Annotated in this window: 18 protein-coding genes; 14 read left to right on the top strand and 4 right to left on the bottom strand. The window is 42.6% G+C overall.

Annotation, left to right across the window (positions count from 1 at the left end; translation table 11 throughout):
• The first annotated feature begins 10 nt into the window (after positions 1-10).
• From R7P35_RS04835 to R7P35_RS04815, 5 genes are all read left to right on the top strand, one after another.
• Positions 11-3676, top strand: coding sequence for an ATP-binding protein (locus R7P35_RS04835; RefSeq protein WP_025767845.1), 3666 nt, complete (start codon positions 11-13; stop codon positions 3674-3676).
• Entirely contained in the window at positions 3660-4826 is a 1167-nt protein-coding gene (locus R7P35_RS04830; protein WP_025767844.1) for an EAL domain-containing protein, read from the top strand. The genes R7P35_RS04835 and R7P35_RS04830 overlap by 17 nt, the downstream gene beginning before the upstream one ends.
• Positions 4819-5415: a response regulator transcription factor gene (locus R7P35_RS04825; RefSeq protein WP_025767843.1), complete on the top strand. Its 597-nt coding sequence runs from the start codon at positions 4819-4821 to the stop codon at positions 5413-5415. The genes R7P35_RS04830 and R7P35_RS04825 overlap by 8 nt, the downstream gene beginning before the upstream one ends.
• Before the next feature lie 9 nt (positions 5416-5424).
• Positions 5425-6795, top strand: coding sequence for a GGDEF domain-containing protein (locus R7P35_RS04820; RefSeq protein ID WP_005376517.1), 1371 nt, complete (start codon positions 5425-5427; stop codon positions 6793-6795).
• 157 nt (positions 6796-6952) lie between these two features.
• Positions 6953-7840, top strand: a complete 888-nt coding sequence (locus R7P35_RS04815; protein ID WP_025767842.1) for a LysR family transcriptional regulator — start codon at positions 6953-6955, stop codon at positions 7838-7840.
• Here the strand turns inward: R7P35_RS04815 and R7P35_RS04810 are convergent.
• A complete protein-coding gene (locus tag R7P35_RS04810) occupies positions 7837-8445 on the bottom strand; it encodes a response regulator transcription factor (protein ID WP_025767841.1) in 609 nt (202 codons plus the stop codon). The genes R7P35_RS04815 and R7P35_RS04810 overlap by 4 nt on opposite strands.
• A gap of 683 nt (positions 8446-9128) precedes the next feature.
• Between R7P35_RS04810 and R7P35_RS04805 the strand changes: the two genes are divergently transcribed.
• Positions 9129-10109 (top strand): chemotaxis protein, encoded by a 981-nt coding sequence (locus tag R7P35_RS04805; protein ID WP_025767840.1) that lies wholly within the window; start codon positions 9129-9131, stop codon positions 10107-10109.
• A gap of 49 nt (positions 10110-10158) precedes the next feature.
• Here R7P35_RS04805 and R7P35_RS04800 read toward each other — a convergent pair whose 3' ends face one another.
• Positions 10159-10689, bottom strand: a complete 531-nt coding sequence (locus tag R7P35_RS04800) for a prepilin-type N-terminal cleavage/methylation domain-containing protein (RefSeq protein WP_042520741.1) — start codon at positions 10687-10689, stop codon at positions 10159-10161.
• A gap of 444 nt (positions 10690-11133) precedes the next feature.
• Here R7P35_RS04800 and R7P35_RS04795 point away from each other — a divergent pair, with 444 nt between their 5' ends.
• The 4 genes from R7P35_RS04795 (at position 11134) to R7P35_RS04780 (ending at position 13988) form a co-directional block, all read left to right on the top strand.
• Positions 11134-11856 carry a sulfite exporter TauE/SafE family protein gene (locus tag R7P35_RS04795; RefSeq protein WP_042520743.1) on the top strand — a complete coding sequence of 241 codons (723 nt, stop codon included), beginning with the start codon at positions 11134-11136 and terminating at the stop codon, positions 11854-11856.
• 103 nt (positions 11857-11959) lie between these two features.
• Positions 11960-12865, top strand: coding sequence for an EamA family transporter RarD (gene rarD, locus R7P35_RS04790; RefSeq protein WP_025767839.1), 906 nt, complete (start codon positions 11960-11962; stop codon positions 12863-12865).
• Between the two features lie 209 nt (positions 12866-13074).
• A complete protein-coding gene (locus R7P35_RS04785) occupies positions 13075-13461 on the top strand; it encodes an MAPEG family protein (RefSeq protein ID WP_005376510.1) in 387 nt (128 codons plus the stop codon).
• The gene (locus R7P35_RS04780) at positions 13455-13988 is read left to right on the top strand and encodes a hypothetical protein (RefSeq protein ID WP_025767838.1); all 534 of its coding nucleotides are present in this window, start codon (positions 13455-13457) and stop codon (positions 13986-13988) included. The genes R7P35_RS04785 and R7P35_RS04780 overlap by 7 nt, the downstream gene beginning before the upstream one ends.
• Positions 13989-14272: 284 nt before the next feature.
• Here the strand turns inward: R7P35_RS04780 and R7P35_RS04775 are convergent, their stop codons facing one another.
• Positions 14273-15637 (bottom strand): endonuclease/exonuclease/phosphatase family protein, encoded by a 1365-nt coding sequence (locus tag R7P35_RS04775; RefSeq protein WP_025767837.1) that lies wholly within the window; start codon positions 15635-15637, stop codon positions 14273-14275.
• Between the two features lie 394 nt (positions 15638-16031).
• On the opposite strand from R7P35_RS04775, the gene R7P35_RS04770 reads away from it, so the two are divergent.
• A complete protein-coding gene (locus tag R7P35_RS04770; protein ID WP_005376506.1) occupies positions 16032-16346 on the top strand; it encodes a DMT family transporter in 315 nt (104 codons plus the stop codon).
• A gap of 79 nt (positions 16347-16425) precedes the next feature.
• Here R7P35_RS04770 and R7P35_RS04765 read toward each other — a convergent pair whose 3' ends face one another.
• Positions 16426-17331: a DMT family transporter gene (locus tag R7P35_RS04765; protein ID WP_025767836.1), complete on the bottom strand. Its 906-nt coding sequence runs from the start codon at positions 17329-17331 to the stop codon at positions 16426-16428.
• Between the two features lie 168 nt (positions 17332-17499).
• Between R7P35_RS04765 and R7P35_RS04760 the strand changes: the two genes are divergently transcribed.
• The 3 genes from R7P35_RS04760 (at position 17500) to R7P35_RS04750 (ending at position 20173) form a co-directional block, all read left to right on the top strand.
• Entirely contained in the window at positions 17500-17958 is a 459-nt protein-coding gene (locus tag R7P35_RS04760; RefSeq protein WP_025767835.1) for an NUDIX hydrolase, read from the top strand.
• A gap of 104 nt (positions 17959-18062) precedes the next feature.
• Complete coding sequence (locus R7P35_RS04755) at positions 18063-18635, top strand: GNAT family N-acetyltransferase (RefSeq protein ID WP_025767834.1); 573 nt, start codon at positions 18063-18065, stop codon at positions 18633-18635.
• Between the two features lie 125 nt (positions 18636-18760).
• A complete protein-coding gene (locus tag R7P35_RS04750; RefSeq protein WP_025767833.1) occupies positions 18761-20173 on the top strand; it encodes a coniferyl aldehyde dehydrogenase in 1413 nt (470 codons plus the stop codon).
• The last annotated feature ends 165 nt before the right edge of the window (positions 20174-20338 follow it).

The raw sequence follows: 20338 nt of genomic DNA, 5'->3' as shown, positions 1-20338 counted from the left end.
GGAAGCAGTCATGCTCAGTATTCTTAGAAGTATTACGGTATCGTCCGTCGCCTTAATTTTTTTAGCGAGTTCTTTTTGCTCAACTGCCAAACAGAGTCCTAAACCGAAGGTCATCGTTGGTGTTATTGCGCAAGACGAAGCTAAAGACTCGTTTGACGGTAGCGTTGGTCCTTCGTACGGAATTAGTCTTGAGTATTTGTCTAACATTACTAAAGCTCTGGATTATGAGTTAGAACTTCGGACTTACAAGCATATTCCGTCTTTACTTGCGGATGTCGAAAGCAAGAGGATTGATGGTGCGGTTGGATTTAGTAAAACAGCAGCAAGAGAAAAGCGTTTCTTGTTTTCGATGCCTTTTTTTTCGAGCACTATCGCTGTTTGGTATCGGAATGCCACTTACCGAGATAGTGATGCGCGTGATCTTAAATGGGTGTGTGTTGAGGGCAGTGTATATTGTGACAACCTCACTGAACGCGGTATCGATAAGATACATTACGTTAAAACACGTTTAGAGGCGTTTAATGAAGTTAAGCGAGGTAAAGCGAACGCGCTGATTTACACTTATGTTGGTATTACCCAATATTTGGATTTGAATGACATTGTAAAAGGGGTTGTCGATATTCCCAGTTGGTTGAAAAACGAAGAGGTGAGTTTTATCGCTTCGTTGGACAAACAAAGTCTGATCGATGACATCAACAAAATCCTTCAGTGGGAGCAAAATGGAAAAAACATTCGCTCCGTCGCCTCGAAAAATCCTTACCATATCAGTGATAAGTTATTGGTAGATTACCGACGTAATCATCAAAACAAACTAGTGATAACTTACAGCAGCAGTGACGAAGCTTATCCGTTTCTCTACCGAGATTCGCAAACGGGCGAGTTAGATGGTTTCTTTCCAGACTTCATCGACTTATTGCAGTCTCGTACTGGCTTGAGCTTTAAGTATGTGAAGCCGACGTCGAGCCTTTCCAATGGATTAACGGCATTTGATGCTGATATAGTCCCCGTTTCTTATGTGGGTGATCTACCTAAGTCAGATTGGTTGTTCACTAAACCATTCATGCACAGTAATTACGTGGCTATCCAAGCGGAGCAGAGCAAGCGCGATAAATCTGCATTGAAAGAAGCGGGTATTCTGCTCACTTTGAAAAAGCAAGGGTTAGTTCATTTGGGCACTTGGCAGCGAGGCCAAGTTGATCATTATGATGATTTGAAAAAGCTGCTTACCGATTTGAAATCGGGCGTTTTGGATGTGGCTTACATTCCTGACGACATCGTTCACAACATGATTGCACAAGATCAAGTCGATGGCTTGGTGATCAATGCGGAGGACGTTTTGACGTTCTCTAATGCATTTGCGGTTGCAAACCACAATACACAACTGCAACACATGTTGAACAGCATCATCGAAACCATTGATTCTAACGAGATCGAAAAACTGCTGCGTTCTCACCGAAGCTTCAAACTGACTTATGGCTATGACGCGGAGCAGATCGCTACATTTGTTGTTGCTGGTTCATTCATATTCTGTCTCATGTTAATTGCGACGTATTTCATCTTATCTCACATGCGACTTAAAGTGAGGTTAGCCGAATTTAATGCTGACAATGAGGAAGCGGAAAAGCAATGGCTGATGGACATCATCAAAGAGATCAATAGCTTGGTTTTTATCCATAGTGAAAATAACCATATGGAGATGAGCAATTGTGCCAACTACAACAGTAAACAGTGCCAACAATGTAAGTTGAAAAGTGATTCTGCGCACGCTCCTCTGGTGAATAATTTTGATGAACTAACCACTGTTATTGCTGGAAAGCGTATTTCAGAAGAGGTTGCCTCGTCGGGCTGTGAACTTGATATTAAACATGTATATCGAGAACGCAAAGTCATCGCTTCTCCTAGCGGTAAGAACAAGTTTGTACTGACTGTTATTCAAGATATTACCCAGCAAAAAGAACGTGAGCAGGCGTTAATCGATGCGCAAAAAGAAGCGCAAACCGCGGTACGTGCGCGCGAAAACTTTTTGGCAACCATGAGTCACGAATTAAGAACGCCATTGTCGGCAGCACACGGCATCCTCGATTTGCTAAATCGCCAAGTGATGGCAGATTCAAATCGCGAGTTAATTGCCCAAGCCATACGCTCGCTCAATCATTTGAATACGCTAGTAGACGAAGTACTGGATTATTCAAAGTTAGAGGCAGGGCACTTAACCGTCGCCCCAGTTAAGACCGACTTGCTTAAAACCTTGTGCGATGTGTTTCGAAGCTTTGAACCACGAGCGCTTGCGAAAGGTTTGGATTACAAAGTGACAATCAAACCATTTTCGAATGCTTTCATTGAAATCGACGCGCTGCGATTGGTGCAAATTACCACCAATCTGCTCTCCAATGCGGTGAAATTCACTGCCGAAGGAGAGGTTGGAATCAGTGTCATTCTTCATGAAAAGCAGCTTATTTTGAAAGTGGCGGATTCAGGTATCGGCATGACGGATGACCAACTCGAAGGCATTCTCAATCCTTTTGTTCAAGCGGATGACACTATTACGCGTAAATATGGCGGTACTGGATTGGGGCTAAGCATTGTTGACCGATTGATCGACAGCATGGGCGGCGTGCTCTGCATCGATTCACAATTTGGCTTGGGCACGACGATTACCGTCAGACTGCCAATTGAGCATTGCGACTCTGAGCCAGACGTTTGTTTGAACTGGACGTATAGCGAGAGCTTACCACTTAATGTTCGCCAGTGGTGTGACGCGTGGAAAATGCGTCCAGCGACGTTAAAAACAATGGTGGCGAACCTTCACCCTATACACGACAGCGATGCCAGTTTTAATGGCCTAATGCTGCGTGACGAACAAAGGGTACTTGGCAGTCTTACGCTAAGAGAGCTTCAATATCCAGATACATTGTTCAATTTGCTCAGCCAAACGCAGCAAGAAACCAAGCTTAGTGACGCAAATCAAGAAGTGGTTTCTTGGGTTCTCGGCACGGTACTGGTCGCAGAAGATAATCCCATTAACCAAAGTGTGATAGCAATGCAGCTTCATGAACTTGGAATCGAACCTGTCATTGTGAATAACGGCCGCGAAGCATGGGAATACATCAACCAAGATGAAAACGTTGTGTTGCTGCTGACCGATTTTCATATGCCAGAAATGGATGGCTATGAGCTTGTTAGGCACGTGAAAAACTCCGAATTTAAAGCAATTCCAATCATCGGTGTGACAGCAGAAGATGCTCGTCTTGCCATTGAACGTACACAGGATATCGGCATTGATGATGTGCTCTACAAGCCCTATGACCTTAATCAATTAAAAACCGTTTTGATTCCATTTATTGGCGAAAAAGAGAGGGGTAGGCTGCCCGGCTGGATTAAACGGTTCAAAGCACAGGACGCAAAAGAGATTGCGCGCGTGTTTAGTCAATCAATGTCTACAGATATAAAAAACTTAAACGCCGCATCGACTGAGCGAGACAAAAAACGGGTCATTCATGGCATCAAAGGAGCGGTTGGGGCGATAGGGGTAAGCATGCTGACTGAGCTTTGTATTGAGGCAGAACGAGTTAGTGCTGCGGAGTTTGACAGGCGAACAGCGGAGCTAATTTTACGAATCGAGCAGGAGATCGAAAACATAAACTATTGGGTAGAGACAAATGAATACACAACTTAATGTGATGGTGATTGATGACCATCCGCTACAAACCACAATACTTTCGCAAATATTGGATCGCTATTGCGCGCAAGTCATCCCCTTTAACTGTGTGGATGCTGCTATTCAGAGTGTGCAGGAACAACATTTTGACGTAATTTTTTGTGATATCCAAATGCCCGGAAAAGACGGCATCGATATGATGGAAATGCTCGATAAAGTCCAGTACCAGGGGCAAGTTGTACTGGTCAGTGCAATGGAATTGACCATTATTTCTGCGGTAAGAGCCATGTGCGAGGGATTTAGTTTTGAAGTATTAGGGAAGCTGCCTAAGCCATACGATGAAAATGAAGTCGTTGATTTGTTAGGTAAAATAAAAGATGAAAAAGCGAAACAAGTCAGCTTTGCGCAACCTATTGAAGTGGAAGATCAAGAATTCCTGTTTGCTCTGGCTGAAGGGCGCGTGAAAAATTATTACCAGCCTTTAGTCGATGTGCAAAGTGGGAAAGTGCTTGGGTATGAAGCGCTCGCGCGTTGGAATCACCCCATTTATGGTGTGTTAGCACCTCATTATTTTTTGCCAATTGTAGAGCGTTGCCGCCTTTCAGGAGAGTTGTTTCAAGCTGTATTGAGTAATGTTATCTATGACATGAAACACCGCGGATTGACGCAAAACGTATCCATCAATGTAGACCATGAAAATTTAGAAGATACGGCGTTCTCTCACTACTTTTTACAGCAATGTTCAGAGAGCGAGATTGACCCATCACAAATCACCATTGAAATTACAGAGCGAGATACATTTCAGACTAGCGCGTCCCTGTACAAGAATTTACTCAAGTTGAGGATGAACGGTGTCACTGTCTCAATAGATGATTTTGGCACGGGTTCATCGACGTTTGAAAAACTGGCTCAACTGCCATTCAACGAGTTAAAAATCGATCGTTCGTTTGTACAAGGTGTCGAATGCGACATCAAAAAACGCAACATCGTTGTTGCTATTTGCGCGTTAGCGAAAAGTTTGAATATACGACTGGTCGCGGAAGGTATTGAAGACGAAGTCACACTGCAAGCGATACGTGAGTATGGGATTGATCTTTGCCAAGGCTTTTACATTGATAAACCCATGCCACTAGAAGCCATAACCATACTAAATGAAAGATATGAATAAATTGAATTACTTGATCTTTGACGATCATCCTCTCGTTTGTGTTGCAATCAAGTCGTTGTTGGAAGAGTTAGGTAAAACAAATGGGGTATTTACTGCAACATCAGCGAAGATGGCATTACAAATATTGAAAAAGGAAGAAATTCAACTGTTGATCTTAGATGTGAACTTGGCAGATTGCGATGGGTTTGATTTCTACAAACGTATCAAATCCCATGGTTATGAAGGCAAAGTCATTTTCTTCTCCGCTGAAACTAGCCAAATGTACAGCCAAATGGCTTTTCGTTCTGGCGCTGATGGCTATGTGTGTAAATCGGAAAATCACGACATTCTTAAAGACGCGATAGAAGCGGTAGAGAAGGGGTATACCTTCTTCAAATTTAAGCAAGTTGTTAACAGCGTTCGAGAAATGTCACAACTTTCAAGCAGAGAAAGTGCAGTAATGAAGTATTTACTACAAGGAAAGTCCAATAGAGAAATCGCTTCAGTGCTATCAATAAGTGATAAAACAGTCAGCACATACAAACGCCGTCTATTGGATAAATTTAACGTAAAGAACATTGTTGAGCTAACAAGAGTGGCGGGGGCGTAAGACCGCATCATGACACTTAAAAGTATCGCGTTGTCTCTTTTCATCGCAACATTACTATTCGTCACTTCTGTCACAATGATTGGTGCGGTGTTAATTTCTTATGAAGTAAAGCAGTTCAACACTTACGCGAATAATTTAGCCAAAATAAAACAAAAAGTAATTCTCATGGGGCTATTGACGGAAGCGCAGCTCGAGCAATACAAAGGCATGAGCGTGAGTGAAGTAGAAGCGCAAACAGAGCTGAGCTTTCAAGATGCGATTTACTCCCTGTCACCTTATGAAAAACTTAATTACGTTGAAGCTGTTGCACGGAAATCGCTTCATCAGGCTGAAGCGTATTTATCAAATGCGTTCAATCGACAAAATGCCGTTATGTATTTTCGTTCTTATACTGGAAACAAACTCATCTTAGAGAGACCGATTGAAGCGTTAGAGGGAGTGAAAGCCACATTTGATGTTGATTGGTGTAAAAGTAATTATTCTTGTGTGTTAGCTGCGTGGAAAGAGCAACTGACGGACCGGGTATTGTTTTCCCTACCATTTAAAACGACATACTCCGATGACATGGCGATAAGCATCATGAGTCCGGTTTACTTTCAAGGTGAGTTAGTGGGGGAGTTCTCGGAACAATTGTACCTCTCGCCGCTTTACAATGATGGGAAAGCGGTAGATGTTCAAATAGCGAATGGGAACAAGCAAATGGTGATTTATTTCGCTGGCTACCCCTTTCCATCATTCGCGTACACCCAATCATATGTCGCAGACAACAACAATCTTATCGTTTACATGTACCCATTCAGTAAAATTGTATTGGATTACGTGTTCTTGTTTATCATCTTCTTTTTCGTAACCTTAGCGTATTACAACAAAGCTTATGAATCTAAAGAGAGCAAACTTCGCCTCGCGAAAGCACTGACGAACGTGACGAAAGATGATTTAACGGGATTGTTTAACCGCAGAGTCTTTCAAGATAGCGAATTCAAACGTCGTTTGGAAACCGCGCCATATTCCGTCATTGCAATAGATGGCGATAGGATCAAGCGAATCAATGACCATTACGGTCACCATGTAGGGGACGAAGTTATTGGGATTATTGCTGATGCTATGTCTAAAGTGTTTCGAAATAGTGATTATCTAGTTCGAACTGGTGGTGATGAGTTTGTTGCGATTCTGCCGGGTTGCAGTATCAGTCAATCTTCAATATTGGCGAAGAAGCTTCGTAGTGTCGTTAAAGATAACCGACTAAAGACCTTGGATATCGAAGTTAGTGTGAGTACTGGTATCGCGGCGAATGAGTTACACGAAACGCTTCAGGACGTTATTGTACGTGCAGATGAAGATCTCTATGAGATGAAAAAACACAGACAAAAGTCCCATTAAGCAGGTCTAGTATTGACTAAATGTTAAGTTACGGAACATAACCATGACATAACTGTTTGATTAATTTGACCAAACAGAATGAGTGGTCTTTTATATTAGAGCAGTCAACAAATAGTGATTGCTCTATTTATTCTCGACCTTACATCTGGTGTCGCACGTGAACAAAGATCTCGACTTAAACTTACTTAAAATACTTGTCTTACTGGATAAGCACCGTCAGCTCAAGCCCGTTGCGAAAGCGATGGGGAAGAGCGAAGCGTCAATTAGCAAATACCTTGCCCGATTGCGACTCCAGCTAAACGATGAATTGTTTATTCGGCATCCTCACCACATGGAACCGACGGACTATTTAAAACGTCAATTACCTAAAATTTCCGATGCACTCGAGAAGCTTGAAACTTGTCTAATTAGAGATGAGTTTGAACCGGAAAATTACGAAAAAGACATCACCATTTGTTTACCGCAAACCGCTCAATACTCATTTGGGCATTTACTTGCAATGGATTTAATGGCGCTGTTTCCCAAGGCGCACATTTCGATAGCAACGATTACAGAGTATACGATAGAAGAGATAATCCTAGGCAAAGTGGATGCGCAATTACATTACTTCAACGAGGATGTTCCGAAATCTGTTTATCAGAAGTTCATCGGCTATGCGCCTGCTGTGTTAGTTGTCCCTGAAGAGCTGGGAATTACCACCCTAGAAGAAGCAGCCAAACTTCCCTTTATCATGTTAGAGATTATCGGTTGGAAAGAGAAAGAGCAGCTCGTTAAGCGTGCGATGGAAAGCCACGGTATGGTCATCAACCGTATTGCGGCTCTAGACAACGTAAGCAGCGTATTGAAGCTAATTAAGCAAAAAAGCGCCGCAACCGTGCTACTTGAATATCAGGCGCCAATTGATGGATATAAATTTATAAGAGTGCCAGAGCATTTTTACCCAGATGGCTGGCCAAAAGTGGTTGTACAGGTGAAGCAAAGCTTAAGACATGATGCAATGCACCAGCTGTTAATCGGTGCTATTGCAAAATACATGAGCGCTTAGCGGCAAAACTCAATGTTTTCTGACTGAGGAATAGTATGCAGAAGTTCAATCAACGTGTCCGCATGGTACTTCTTCAGAATACGCGTTTTGTAGGTGCTGATTGTTTTAGCGCTGAGTGAAAGTTGTTCAGAAATCTTCTTATTAGAGTAGCCTTGTACAAGATAATGGAACACCATGGCTTCGCGATTTGAAAGTGTTACGTTACCCGACGATGGTGTGTGAGTCGACTTAAACATTGAGTAACCGCGTGAAACACTCACAATTGCGTCGATAATGGTCTCTCTTGTTTCATGCTTGCTTAAGAAGCCGTTTGCGCCCATTTCGTACGCTGCTTTAGAAAGACTCGAGTAGTCACGTGAAGAAACAAATAACAGTCGGCCACGATATCCTGTCGCTAAAATGTTTTTGGCTAAACGCATACCATCGCGGTCGCCAAGCACTACGTCTAAAATAATCAAATCAATCTTTTGGCCTCGGACAAGATCCATCACTTCCGCACTGTCAGTGGTTTGAATCACTTCAGCTGTGTTGACTACAGATTCAACTAGAGAAGCAATAGCTTCGCTATACAATGGTTGAGCGTCGATAATAAGAACATTATTCAAAGTTAACCTCACCTAATACATCAACTAGTGTGCTGTCAGGCGACAGCGCAATTGGATGAATAGGATTGTAGGAAAAACCTTGCTAAGAGGAAGGAAAATGACTCTTTCCAAAAGTGAAAATCAGTGTCTTGATTATGGGAATAGCGATGTCAGGTATTGAAATACCTAGTGATAGGATGATTGCTTAAAACTTACGCTGACAGAAAACTAACAAACTGAAAGTGTTCTTTCAGTGTTCTATGCCTTCAGATTTTCTTGCGATGCCTCTAGCGCTTCGATTTAAACCCGTGTGTTCACAAGCGCAGTTTTATACCATGCCACTTGAAGAGAGCTTGTTATACACCAGGCATGAGCACAGTAGCCAACTTTGTACTGATATCTGTTAGATAGGTTTGGCTATTGACGCTGAACATCACTTCAAATTATTTCTAAACTTTTCATTGACTCTGCCGCTAAAAGTGGAGGTGTTAATTCGCACTTTGGCCACTCATAATGTCGTGTTCAAAAATGAGACAATTTTACATGGTTTGGTATGGAAATGTGCGTTAGCCGTCCTTTTGATGGTTTACAAATTTTGTTGTAACGACTAAAAAGGACTTTTGGATTTTTAGCCAGAGAACGGCTTCTCATGGCGTTTGCATCAAACTTTTCTGATGCGTATTTTTGGTTGGATAATTGGCTTTATGAGTAACGTAACCAGCACCATTTTGACAGAAAGTGGTACCAATGAGCTTGAAATCATCGAGTTTCATTTAGAAAAAACATTGCCAGATGGCAGCACAAAAACTTGTTATTACGGCATTAACGTTGCGAAAGTACGAGAAGTGATTCGCGTGCCAGAAACAACCGATTATCCAAACGCACAACCGCATATGATTGGTGTGTTCTCATCCAGAGATGTACTGACGCCTTTAGTGGATTTAGCTGGTTGGTTAGGTGTGCCAACACGACAAGATCTGGAGCGCAAGTTTGTAATCGTTACGGATTTCAACAAAATGACCAATGGCTTCTTAATTGACAGCATTTCGCGTATTCATCGTATCTCTTGGAATGATGTGGAATCACCAAGTCAGTTTTTGGAAGCGGGCGAACAAGATTGTGTAGTAGCCGTTGTCCGTAAAGAAGGCAACCTGATCATGATTCTCGACTTTGAAAAAATCATCGCAGACATCAACCCAGAACTGAGTATGGAAAAATACGATGTGAAAGGGGACAAGTCGGTGGATCTCAACCAGAGAATGGTCGGTAAGCGTAATGCTAAAACGATCATGGTGGTGGATGACTCAGCATTTATTCGCTCTTTGATCCAAGATACATTAGCTTCTTCAGGTTACAATGTGATCACATGTAAAGACGGTGGTGAGGCGCATGAGAAGTTGATGAGCTTGATCGAGGTCGCGAAAGAAGAAAACTTGCCAGTTAAAGAGCTATTAGATGCGGTGGTTACGGACGTAGAAATGCCTCGAATGGATGGTATGCACTTAGTGAAGAGACTACGAGATACCGAAGCGTTTTATGAAATGCCGATCATTATGTTCTCGTCATTGATGAGTGAGGATAACCGAGCGAAAGCACTATCTCTTGGCGCAAATGATACGATTACCAAGCCAGAGATTGGCCGCATGGTGAATATGATGGATAAATACGTGTTTAACTTTGCGTAAAAAACCGATCAGATGAAACAAATAAGGCTGCCGATTGGCAGCCTTATTTTTATTGAGGGCAGGGAAGAATCTCTAAGGTGTAACTCTCGTTTGGAGTCTGCGGTGGCCCATATAAAATTCCGCATTGTGTAAGGCTAGCTCTTTTTTCGTCGGCTGCAGCAATGACCATTTCGCGAGTTGTTGAACCAGCCGGGTGATGAAATGTTTTCCAATCCGAGTCTTCTTCGTTCAGTCCTTGCACGAGTAACTTCATCGATTCGCTATCAGAATCAGGATATCCATATAAAAAAACACAGCGCTTTGAACCACCAATATTACAGCCGTCAAATGGTAAATCTGCCATTAAAGCACTGTCTACGAAGTTTGAAACGTAAGGCTTGCTTTCCAATCCCGCAATCGCCATTTTCCCATAACCCACGCCTAATGCTGACGCAATAGCGCCTTTCATTCCTTCCAAACGTGCTTCACGTGCATCGCTTTGAAGGTTTAAAAAGCGTGGCGCGGCAGTGACAGCAAGAATACCGAGCACGACAATAACTACGACTAACTCTATTAGAGTAAATCCCGTTTGTTTTTTCATATTATTTTCACAGCAAGTTAAAGGTAGAAAAACACTGACCGTACACTTGTTTATTGTGTAAATAAGTACGGTAATGATAAATCGATCAGTAGTATAAAGAGGTGAGTTGTAAAGTGCTATACCGACGCCGCACTAATTGACTGAATCCATTAAATGCAATGGAGAATTCACGGGTCTAATTCTGCTAGATTTTAAGAGGTCATTAATTCCGCTGAAGAAATGCTGCGTGAACAGGCGAGCATGAATCCTCTTCGATGTAAGCAAACATGTACATCAGCGGAATGAAATACAAAATGCAAATGAGGGCGAACCGCACAAATGGATTGTCTTTTTATTCACTTTGATGAATGCTACGCGGAATTCATATCGCAGTATGCCTGAGGTATTCATCATGCGAATGTGCTTTGGTTTTGTGTTTATTTTTCAAATATAAGAATAATCTAAATGGAATTCGATTCGATAAACTTCCTTGCAATAGGTTTGATATTTCTTGGCTCTTATGTCCAGACCGCAATCGGTTTTGGCTTGGCTATTGTTGCCGCACCTTTACTGATTCTTTGGGCGCCAGAATATGTTCCTGCGCCAATCTGTTTAGTCGCGTTATTTATTTCGTTGATGAATGCGATGAAGCACCGCAGTAGTGTTGAAATCGGCGGCTTAAAGATGGCGTTGATTGGGCGAGTGCCGGGATCAATTGCTGGTGGCTTGCTACTCTTTTTTGTATCTACACAAACTCTCACGCTTTGGATTGGTTTGTTGGTGCTGTTTGCAGTCGTGGTGAGTGTTTTACCGTTTCGGGTTGAGCCTACGCCTTCGCGTATGACATGTGCTGGTTTCTTTTCTGGGTTGTTTGGTACCAGTTCTGCGATTGGGGGCCCTCCGATGGCGTTATTGTTGCAGCATCAAGAAGCAAATCAGTTACGCGGCAACTTATCGGCTTTTTTTGTTTTCAGTTCGATTATTTCACTAATAGTACAAATCCCAGTGGGCTTCTTCACATTGCATCATTTGGTCATTACTATTCCTCTATTACCTGCTGCGGCGCTTGGTTACTGGCTAGCAATGAAAACTACCCAGTCGTTACCAAAAGAAAAGATTCGGTTTGGGGCACTTATGTTGTGTTTTGTGAGTGGCTTTACCGCCGTCGTACAAGCGTTGAGCCAATAATGCCATCTGCATCATAAAGTCACTGCGGGATTGCATTCCTTTTTATGTATGGCGGACTTGTTTACTTACGCCAAATTTGGTCGTTTAGATGGGCGATAGTTTTATGAATAACACTCGTTATGGCACTTTTATGGCAGCATTCTCCTTTGTGATCTGGGGATTGCTACCAATTTATTATCGTTATTTACCAAATGCTTCTATGGATGAGTTGCTAGCATGGCGAATCATTGGGTCTGTACCTGTCGGGTTTCTAATTGTACTTGGGATAACCCGTCGAGGGTTGAATTGGAAAGAAATCTGGCTTGATAAAAAATCCTTGTGGTACACGTTTGTGGCGAGCAGTTTGATGTGTATTTCTTGGAGTGCGTTCACTTGGGCTTTGACCCATCATCGGGTCATTGATGCCAGCTTAGGCTTCTTTATTGGGCCATTAGTATCTGTTGCACTAGGCGTATTTATTCTTGGGGATAAGCTCTCAAAAGGCAAACTTATTGCAATCGTGCTGGCAACAATTGGTGTTATGTATCAAGTGATTCACTATGGTCAGCTGCCCGTTATCGCACTAACGATGGGGTTGTTCTTTGCTTTGTATGGGCTTTACAAGAAGAAGATAAATTATGACTGGAGTACAACCTTGTTTGTTGAGGCGTTGTTACTGACTCCAGTTGCACTCGCATATTTGCTCTATAAACAATGGGCAACTGGTGAACTGGCTTCGGGCACAGATACCAAAACATTGCTTTTGTATTTTGGCAGTGCACCTATCACACTTTTACCACTTGTATTTTATTCTATCGCAATACGTATAACTAATTTATCAACCGTCGGTCTAATGCAATACATCGAGCCAAGCTTGCAGTTTGTGTTGGCAGTTATGTTTTTTGGCGAGTTGTTTGACGAAGTGAAAGCGGTGACCTTTGCATTTATTTGGGTAGGGCTGTTGTTCACCATTTTTGAAAGTATTATCAAAGGGCATCGGCGCAAAAAGCTGGTCAAACACCCCTTATAGTGGTTTCAATATTCTCACATATTAGCTTCTTTATTCTTATGCCCTCCATTCGAGGGCATTTTTAATGTCATGAAGCATTGGCTTTCGTTTTTTGCCTGAATAGAAATCATAACTTGAGATTATTTTACGCATTATCATAATGATACCGCTATAGTTATAGCCAAGTGACACGCTTATATAAGTGAAAACCAGATCAAGAAGGACGACATATGATCACTGCTCTGTATGCCAACATTCTCGCAATACTCATTATTTGGTTGGCTGTTCAAGTAATTAAGCAACGTCGCTTAAATCAAATTGCTTATGCCGATGGTGGGGTAGAGGCTCTACAAATTGCTCGTAGTGCCCAGAGTAATGCGACAGAATATATCCCCATCACCCTGATTTTAATGGCACTTTTAGAATTCAATAGTGCTTACCCAACATGGATACATCTCACCGGTATTATTTTTGTAATTGGTCGAGTTATTCATGCTAAAGGCATATTGAAAAAAGACTTGAAAAAGCGCATTAGAGGGATGCAGGTGACATTTCTGGTGATACTTTCATTGGTTGTGTTAAATATGATTTACCTGCCATACGATAAGTTATGGTAAGTCTGCGACGTTACATTCCACCACCATGGGTACTCGTTCTGATTGGATTAGTACTGAATATTGGCGCGATCATCGTTACTAGCTTAGTCCTTGATAAGTTGGGTAAACAGCACTCGCAGCTCGCAGAGCAAACAGCAGAAAACTTGTATTCCATCCAACTCGCATGGAACAGTGTGGAAACCCTAGAAAGGAAAAGAGAAGCTTTACTGCTGCATGTGCACATAAGTCAGAGCGTAGCGATACCTTTAGAGCTAGAAGAGGTATTAGCAGGGCATTTATCTTCTTGGGTTCACAACGAGTCGGATGAAATACAAATTGATCAACTTCCGCAACTAATGTCAAAGATAAATCAGGCACAAGCTTCGTATAGAGACCGCATCGATAATTACTACATTGAGAATGTAGAGCTCAATGAGGTAATGGCAAAGCAGGATGAAAAGATCGCTTGGTACAAGAATATCGGACTCTTCTTGCAAGTATTCGGACTTGCGTTAATCCTTGCACGCGACTTAGCTAGGAAGCAATAAAAGCAAGAGCTAAAGATCAGGTTTATTGCGAAATGCCAATGGTAGTTTGCAAATTGCAATTTATTCTGTGAGCAAACAGTAGCTATTGGTTAAGTTTTAATGAAAGTGATTAAATAACAACCTGTTTTTGTGCGCTGAAAAGTTGGCACGCCTCATGCTTTAGTATGAGTGACCCTTTCTAAGCCGAGGGTCACCTAGCCAACTGACGTTGTTAGTGAACCATCTTGTTCACAAATATATACAGCCAATCACGACTCCTTGTGGTTGGCTTTTTTTTATGCAGTCTAGAACTGTGCTTTAATCCAGATCATGCGATGGTCGGAAGATACATCCTTACCATCACCATACTTACCGATACGTGCATCGTTAAATAGTTTACGGCCCTCTTCATAAGACGCTGACCAGTACACACCAGAGTCTATTACATTCAAATTTGCTGAAGGCAAGGCATAGTCTACCCCTAAGCCAAACGTTGAAGTGATGCGATTCGGATATGAGTGAGTTGAACTGCGGTCAACAGCGTGTTCAGCTGCACCAAAGCTTGTTGGGTAAAGCGCACCATTCATCACGGTTTGGTTAACCAATGGATCGTTGTGCAGCTCTTGCATTACAGAGCTAATACCGTCACCAGCCACTGGATCAAGGTTTTGATCACCCATCATTACGAATTTAGCGCCGTTCGTTAAGCCACCTGTTTTACCCGCATCGTCGTAAAAATAGTCTTTGCCTTGAATGTAATGATGCCAAAACTCCACTTCTGCTGCGTTTTGCGCTTTGTTTTTACCGGTGTCAAATACTGGTGGAGTAGGATGAGACATCAACAAGTGTACAACTTCCTCGCCATTGCGAGTTGGAATGATGATTGGTGCGTCGACGTGATTTTTCGAAGATAGACGCACTTGATCCCATTCTTCCGCTGAGTACCATTCATCACCACACTTCATGCCGTCTGGAATCTTTTGCGAACCGTCACAGATAGTAATGGTTGGAATTTTCGCACCTTCCATATCTTTCCATTTAAATGCTTGGAATGTACGTGTGTTTGCTGTGTCAATTTTATACTTAGACATAAGGGCAAATGCATATTGACCATGGTACATGCCAAAGCCCCATGCATCACCTGGCATTTGACCTGCGGTTCCGTTGTTGTCGAGATCAAACTCACTCAACAACCCTGTATTAGTTGAGTAAGATTCAGCATAAGGGTATTCAATAGGCTCAAGGTTTGCTTCACCGCCCGCGCCATCGATACTTTGCGCGACAGACAAGTAGTTCTTCTGGAATCCTTCAATGGCTGCTTTGTTTTCGCCTGTTCCGTCGTTGTTGTATTCCGCCATCATGAGAACATCAGGACGATTCTTTTGAATGATTGCTGCAACGTTACGAATTTGAATGACTTTTTCCGCAGTGGTTTTGTCTTCGGCTGCGATTGAACCGTCTAAATAAGAGGTGACCAACGCAGTTTGTTGCGTTGGTTCAATTTGCATTTCATCTACCAAAGTTTCGAAGGTAGCGCGGTCAAAAGAGAGGTTGTAAGTCGCTATTTTTACTTCTTTAGGCTGAACATTGACGTATTCAGTATCGTCATTACATCCAGATAGTAGAGCGGCGCCAACAAGGACAGCGATAGAGGTTTTGATTGCTTTCATGGGTACGTCATACCTTATAATTAATTCGGCTGAATATTAAAGTCATCAGTCATTGTTTTAAGCGATATTAGTCACACAAACGTTTTCATATTTACATGTTCAATTAGTTTTTGTGTGATTTGTGCAATAAATGCAACACTTTCAACACCAGAAGGTTATATGTAAATTGTTAAAAAACGGTGTCGTTATTGATGCGAAATAGAGAGTCCGCCACCGTTAAAAAGAAAAGCGTAGAATTTAAGCGTACATGAGATGTTTGAGTTGTATGCTTATCGCCGTGTTTTATTTTTTATGTTTAGATTTCCGTATATAATAAGCAGTCAATCAGAAGTGAGGACGACCTCACCGCTCTATCTTTTCTCGGGGACGACCCCATCTCGTTGGGAAATGTGACATGGCTTGGGGAATTCTCTTCATTGCGGGCTTGTGTGAAATCGCATGGGCTGTCGGTCTTAAATATTCACAAGGGTTTACCAAATTCGGTGCTTCGGCATTCACTATTGTCTTTATGTTATTGAGCTTTTGGTTGCTTGGCATTGCGTTAAGAACCTTGCCTTTAGGCATTGCTTATGGCGTATGGGTAGGGATTGGCGCAATAGGCACGGCAGTCGTGAGTATTTATCTGTTCAATGAGCCAGCAACACTTATCAAAGCCTTAAGCTTGCTAATGATTGTCGCTGGTATCGCAGGGTTAAAAATATCAGCTTAACGTTAGGCTAAACACAAAACAGCCAGAGTCACTCTGGCTGTTTTTCTAAATGTCGTGTTTACGGTTCTGGGTAGGTATATCAAGCGTTGCGCTTAATAAAAGGTAACCGTAAGTTATGACCAAACGCATTAATTAATGCGCCTGTAACAATCAGACCGCCACCGACGTACGTCCAAATGATCGGAACCTCGCCAAAGAAAATGATGCCTAACAACACAGAAAATACGATCTGGATATACGAATAAGCGGAGGCTTTACCCGCTTGTTGAGTTTGCATCGCTTTGGTTAACCCCAATTGCCCAATTTGGGTAAAGACACCAACTAGAACCAACATGAAAGTCAGATATAGATCGGGCATTACAAAATCGTCGCCAATCAGTAAGAGTGAAGCGGGGAGAGCAACCAACGGGAAATAGAAAATGATCACTGAGCTGTCTTCTGTCTGACTCAGTTTTCTGACAATGACGTAGGCAATTGAGCTACCAAATGCGCCTAAGATCGCAATCATGACGCTAAACATTGGTAAAGCGCTATCTGAGCCTTGCCCAGTTTCTGGGCTTACCATGATATAGATGCCGAGTAAGCACAACGCAATACAAAGGAAAGTTGACGGCTGGATGCGCTCTTTCAAGAAAAATACGGCGAGTAGTGCAGTAAACACCGGATGAATATATTGGAATATCGTCGCTTCTGCCAAAGGTAAGGTGGTCACTGAATAATATACACACATCAGAGCCATCGTGCCCACAGCACCGCGTGCAAATAGTAATGGCTTATTATTGCCCCATACAGAAATTCGTTTTCGCTTTACATCGAAATAACTAATGATAAGTGAAACGAGCGCTCTTGCTGCAACGATTTCAAAAACGGGGATACCGTAGTTGCCGACGTGCTTTACTGTAGCCGACATCAGAGCAAAGCCGAACGCGGAAAGCACCATAAAGCGCACACCGATGGGAATCATAGTGTTGAATGAATTGGACATTTTACTGCTCATTTGTTGCGACAGATCTCACTTTAGCATACTTAGTTAGCGATTAAATCCTCTCAACTCAAACACTTCTGTCGACAAGATGAATAAACAGTAGAATACGTAGCAATTAATCTGTCTCTCTCAGCGTAACAATAAAAACTCGATATTTAAGGAGCTTACATGATCCCGATAAAAGCAACGCATGTTTCAGGCGTTGTCATTTCAAAAATTGATGGCATAGAAAAAATGCTGTTACTCAAACGCGTAAAAGGTGGCTATTGGTGCCATGTTGCAGGTGGTATCGAAGCGGGTGAAGCCGGGTGGCAAACCATTTTAAGAGAGTTAAAAGAAGAGACACGAATTGACCAAGTTGAGTTACATACAGCAGACTTTCTAGAGCAGTTCTACGAAGCAAAAAATAACCGTATCATGGTTATCCCATGTTTTGTGCTACTTTGTCCGCCTAACCAATCAGTTGTTCTCAACGAAGAGCATACCGAGTATCGCTGGTGTACGCTTGAAGAAGCTAAGCAGCTGGCTCCGTTTGCCAATCAGCATCACCTCTATGAACATGTATGGAAACATTATGTAGATGTGGCATCACTAACGCCATTTACGCTGATCGATCAAAAGGGCTAAATGAACGGCAACGGCTTTGATTAGTTTTTATAGAGAGGTTTGTTCTCATAAAATGAAGCGTTAGGATTTGCGCTGAGCGTTCACAATAAAAAGGAATAACATCTATGGATGAAGTCACATGCCAAGAGACGTATCAAGGAAATCACTTACAGAAGCGTTTTTCCGTCTCGCAAAGGGTCTCAATTGAGCCCCTCAACACGAAACACGCGTCCGCTTTACTAGAGGTTGTGAACACTCACCGAGAGAGCCTTGAGGGCTATCTACCTTGGACGGATTCTGTCACGAATCATCGAGAGGCCGTGAACTACATTTCCCAGCGAGTGAACAGTAATGCGCTAGATTCCCACTGGTGCGCAATTTATTTTGATGAGCAACTTACGGGTGTTATTGGTATTAAAGGTGTGGATTCACATACACGTGTTACTGAAATTGGCTACTGGCTTGCCAACAATGGACGAGGCCATCGTGTGATTGATCAAGTACTCGCAGTATTGATCCCTTTTTTGAAGAAGAAAGGGCACGCACAATTCATTCAGTTCCATTGTATGGAAGATAACATCGCTAGCATCAATATTGCTGAGCGTGCAGGCGCCACATTAAAAGAATACGTTGATCATGAGTTCGATATGCTTGACCGCTCTCAACGACTAGGCATTTATGAACTACGTTTGACGTAGTATCCACCCTAGAGATATTTTAATCAGAGTTCGAACTCTAACTTCACGAGCGCTACAATAGTAACATTGTTGCGCTCGTGTTAACTTGGGGCGTCATTGGTAGAAACTAGGTTAGGAGAAGCATCATGAACGCAATCACAGAGGTTGAAGTAGATAACTTGTTACAGCAAAGCCTCGAACGCTTAAAAGCGGCATATGCAGCCGAACCTTATCCTAGTGTGGATGAACGTAAACAGCGCCTCGTTTTGTTAAAAAAATCGCTGCTTGAGAACAAACAAGCTCTGGTTGAAGCGTTAAGTGACGATTTTGGCTATCGCTCAGAATTTGATACCGCTATGACCGACGTTTTGCCAACGGTCTCGCATATTAATTATACCCTCAAACGACTAAAAAAATGGTGCAAACCCAGCAAGCGCGAATCCGGCTTATTGCTCGCACCTTCTAAAGTCACCGTTCAGTATCAACCGTTAGGTGTCGTCGGGATCATTTCGCCGTGGAACTTTCCTGTGATTTTGAGCCTTGCGCCTTTAGTGACAGCATTGGCTGCTGGCAACCGCGTGATGATGAAGCTCAGCGAATTTACGCCAAAAACCAATAAAGTCATCGTCGATATTTGCCGTGGGTTGTCTGAGTATGTCGAAGTTTTTGAGGGTGAAGCAGACGTCGCACAAGCATTCAGCCAACTGCCATTCGATCACCTTTTGTTCACGGGTTCTACGAGTGTTGGTCGCGCAGTGGCAAAAGCGGCAGCGGAAAACCTTACCCCGGTGACGTTAGAGTTGGGTGGAAAGTCCCCGGTGATCATTGCAAAAGATGCAGACATGAAGAAAGCCGTTGATGCTATCTTGTTTGGTAAATGCATTAATGCAGGCCAGATTTGTGTCGCGCCTGACTACGCATTTGTACCGCAAGAACGTGTCGAAGAGTTCATTTCGCTATTCTTAAAACGTTTTGAAAAGCTCTATTTAAAATCCAACAAGAATCAAAAGCTGACCCATATTGTCAACCAACGACAATATGATCGTTTGACTGCGCTACTTGAGGATGCAAAAGCGCAAGGTGCTAACCTTCACACTGTTGAAGCGTCGCCCCAAGAGGAACGACTTCTGTATCCTCATTTGGTCACGGATGTGTCGCCGAATATGCGAATCATGCAAGAGGAGATCTTCGGGCCATTTCTACCTGTTAAGCCCTACAATGCCGTTGATGAAGCGATTGACTACATTAATCAGCACCAAAGACCACTTGCGCTGTATGTTATGTCGGACGACAAATCGACCATCAAACATATTGTACGCAACACCCACAGTGGTGGCGTCGGCGTTAATGATACGGTTTTACATGTTGGCGCTGAAGATGCGCCTTTTGGTGGCGTTGGTGAATCGGGTATTGGGCATTATCACGGAGAGGAAGGATTCAGAACTTTTAGTCATGCGAAAACCATTCTTCACACACCGAAATGGTTGCCAAGAACGAGCGTATTAATGCGCCGTAGGGCTATGGCGATAAAAGCGATCCAAAAGATCTTTGTTCGATAATAATTATGATTTGATTGATAAAAAACCGCCCGAATAGGCGGTTTTTTGTTTCTATATGCTCTGAAACGCTGGGCACCAAAGTTCGAGAAACTTCCTTCGCGTGCTACCAACAAAACAAAGAAAGGCTCTTGCTGAAAGAGCCTTGTTCAGGAAGTGTCGAGAGAT

The sequence above is a fragment of the Vibrio sp. Vb0304 genome, from assembly GCF_033338995.1.
Lineage (GTDB): Bacteria > Pseudomonadota > Gammaproteobacteria > Enterobacterales > Vibrionaceae > Vibrio > Vibrio alginolyticus.
The sequence above is the reverse complement of the archived record's forward strand: the minus strand, read 5'-3'. Positions and strand labels throughout refer to the sequence as shown.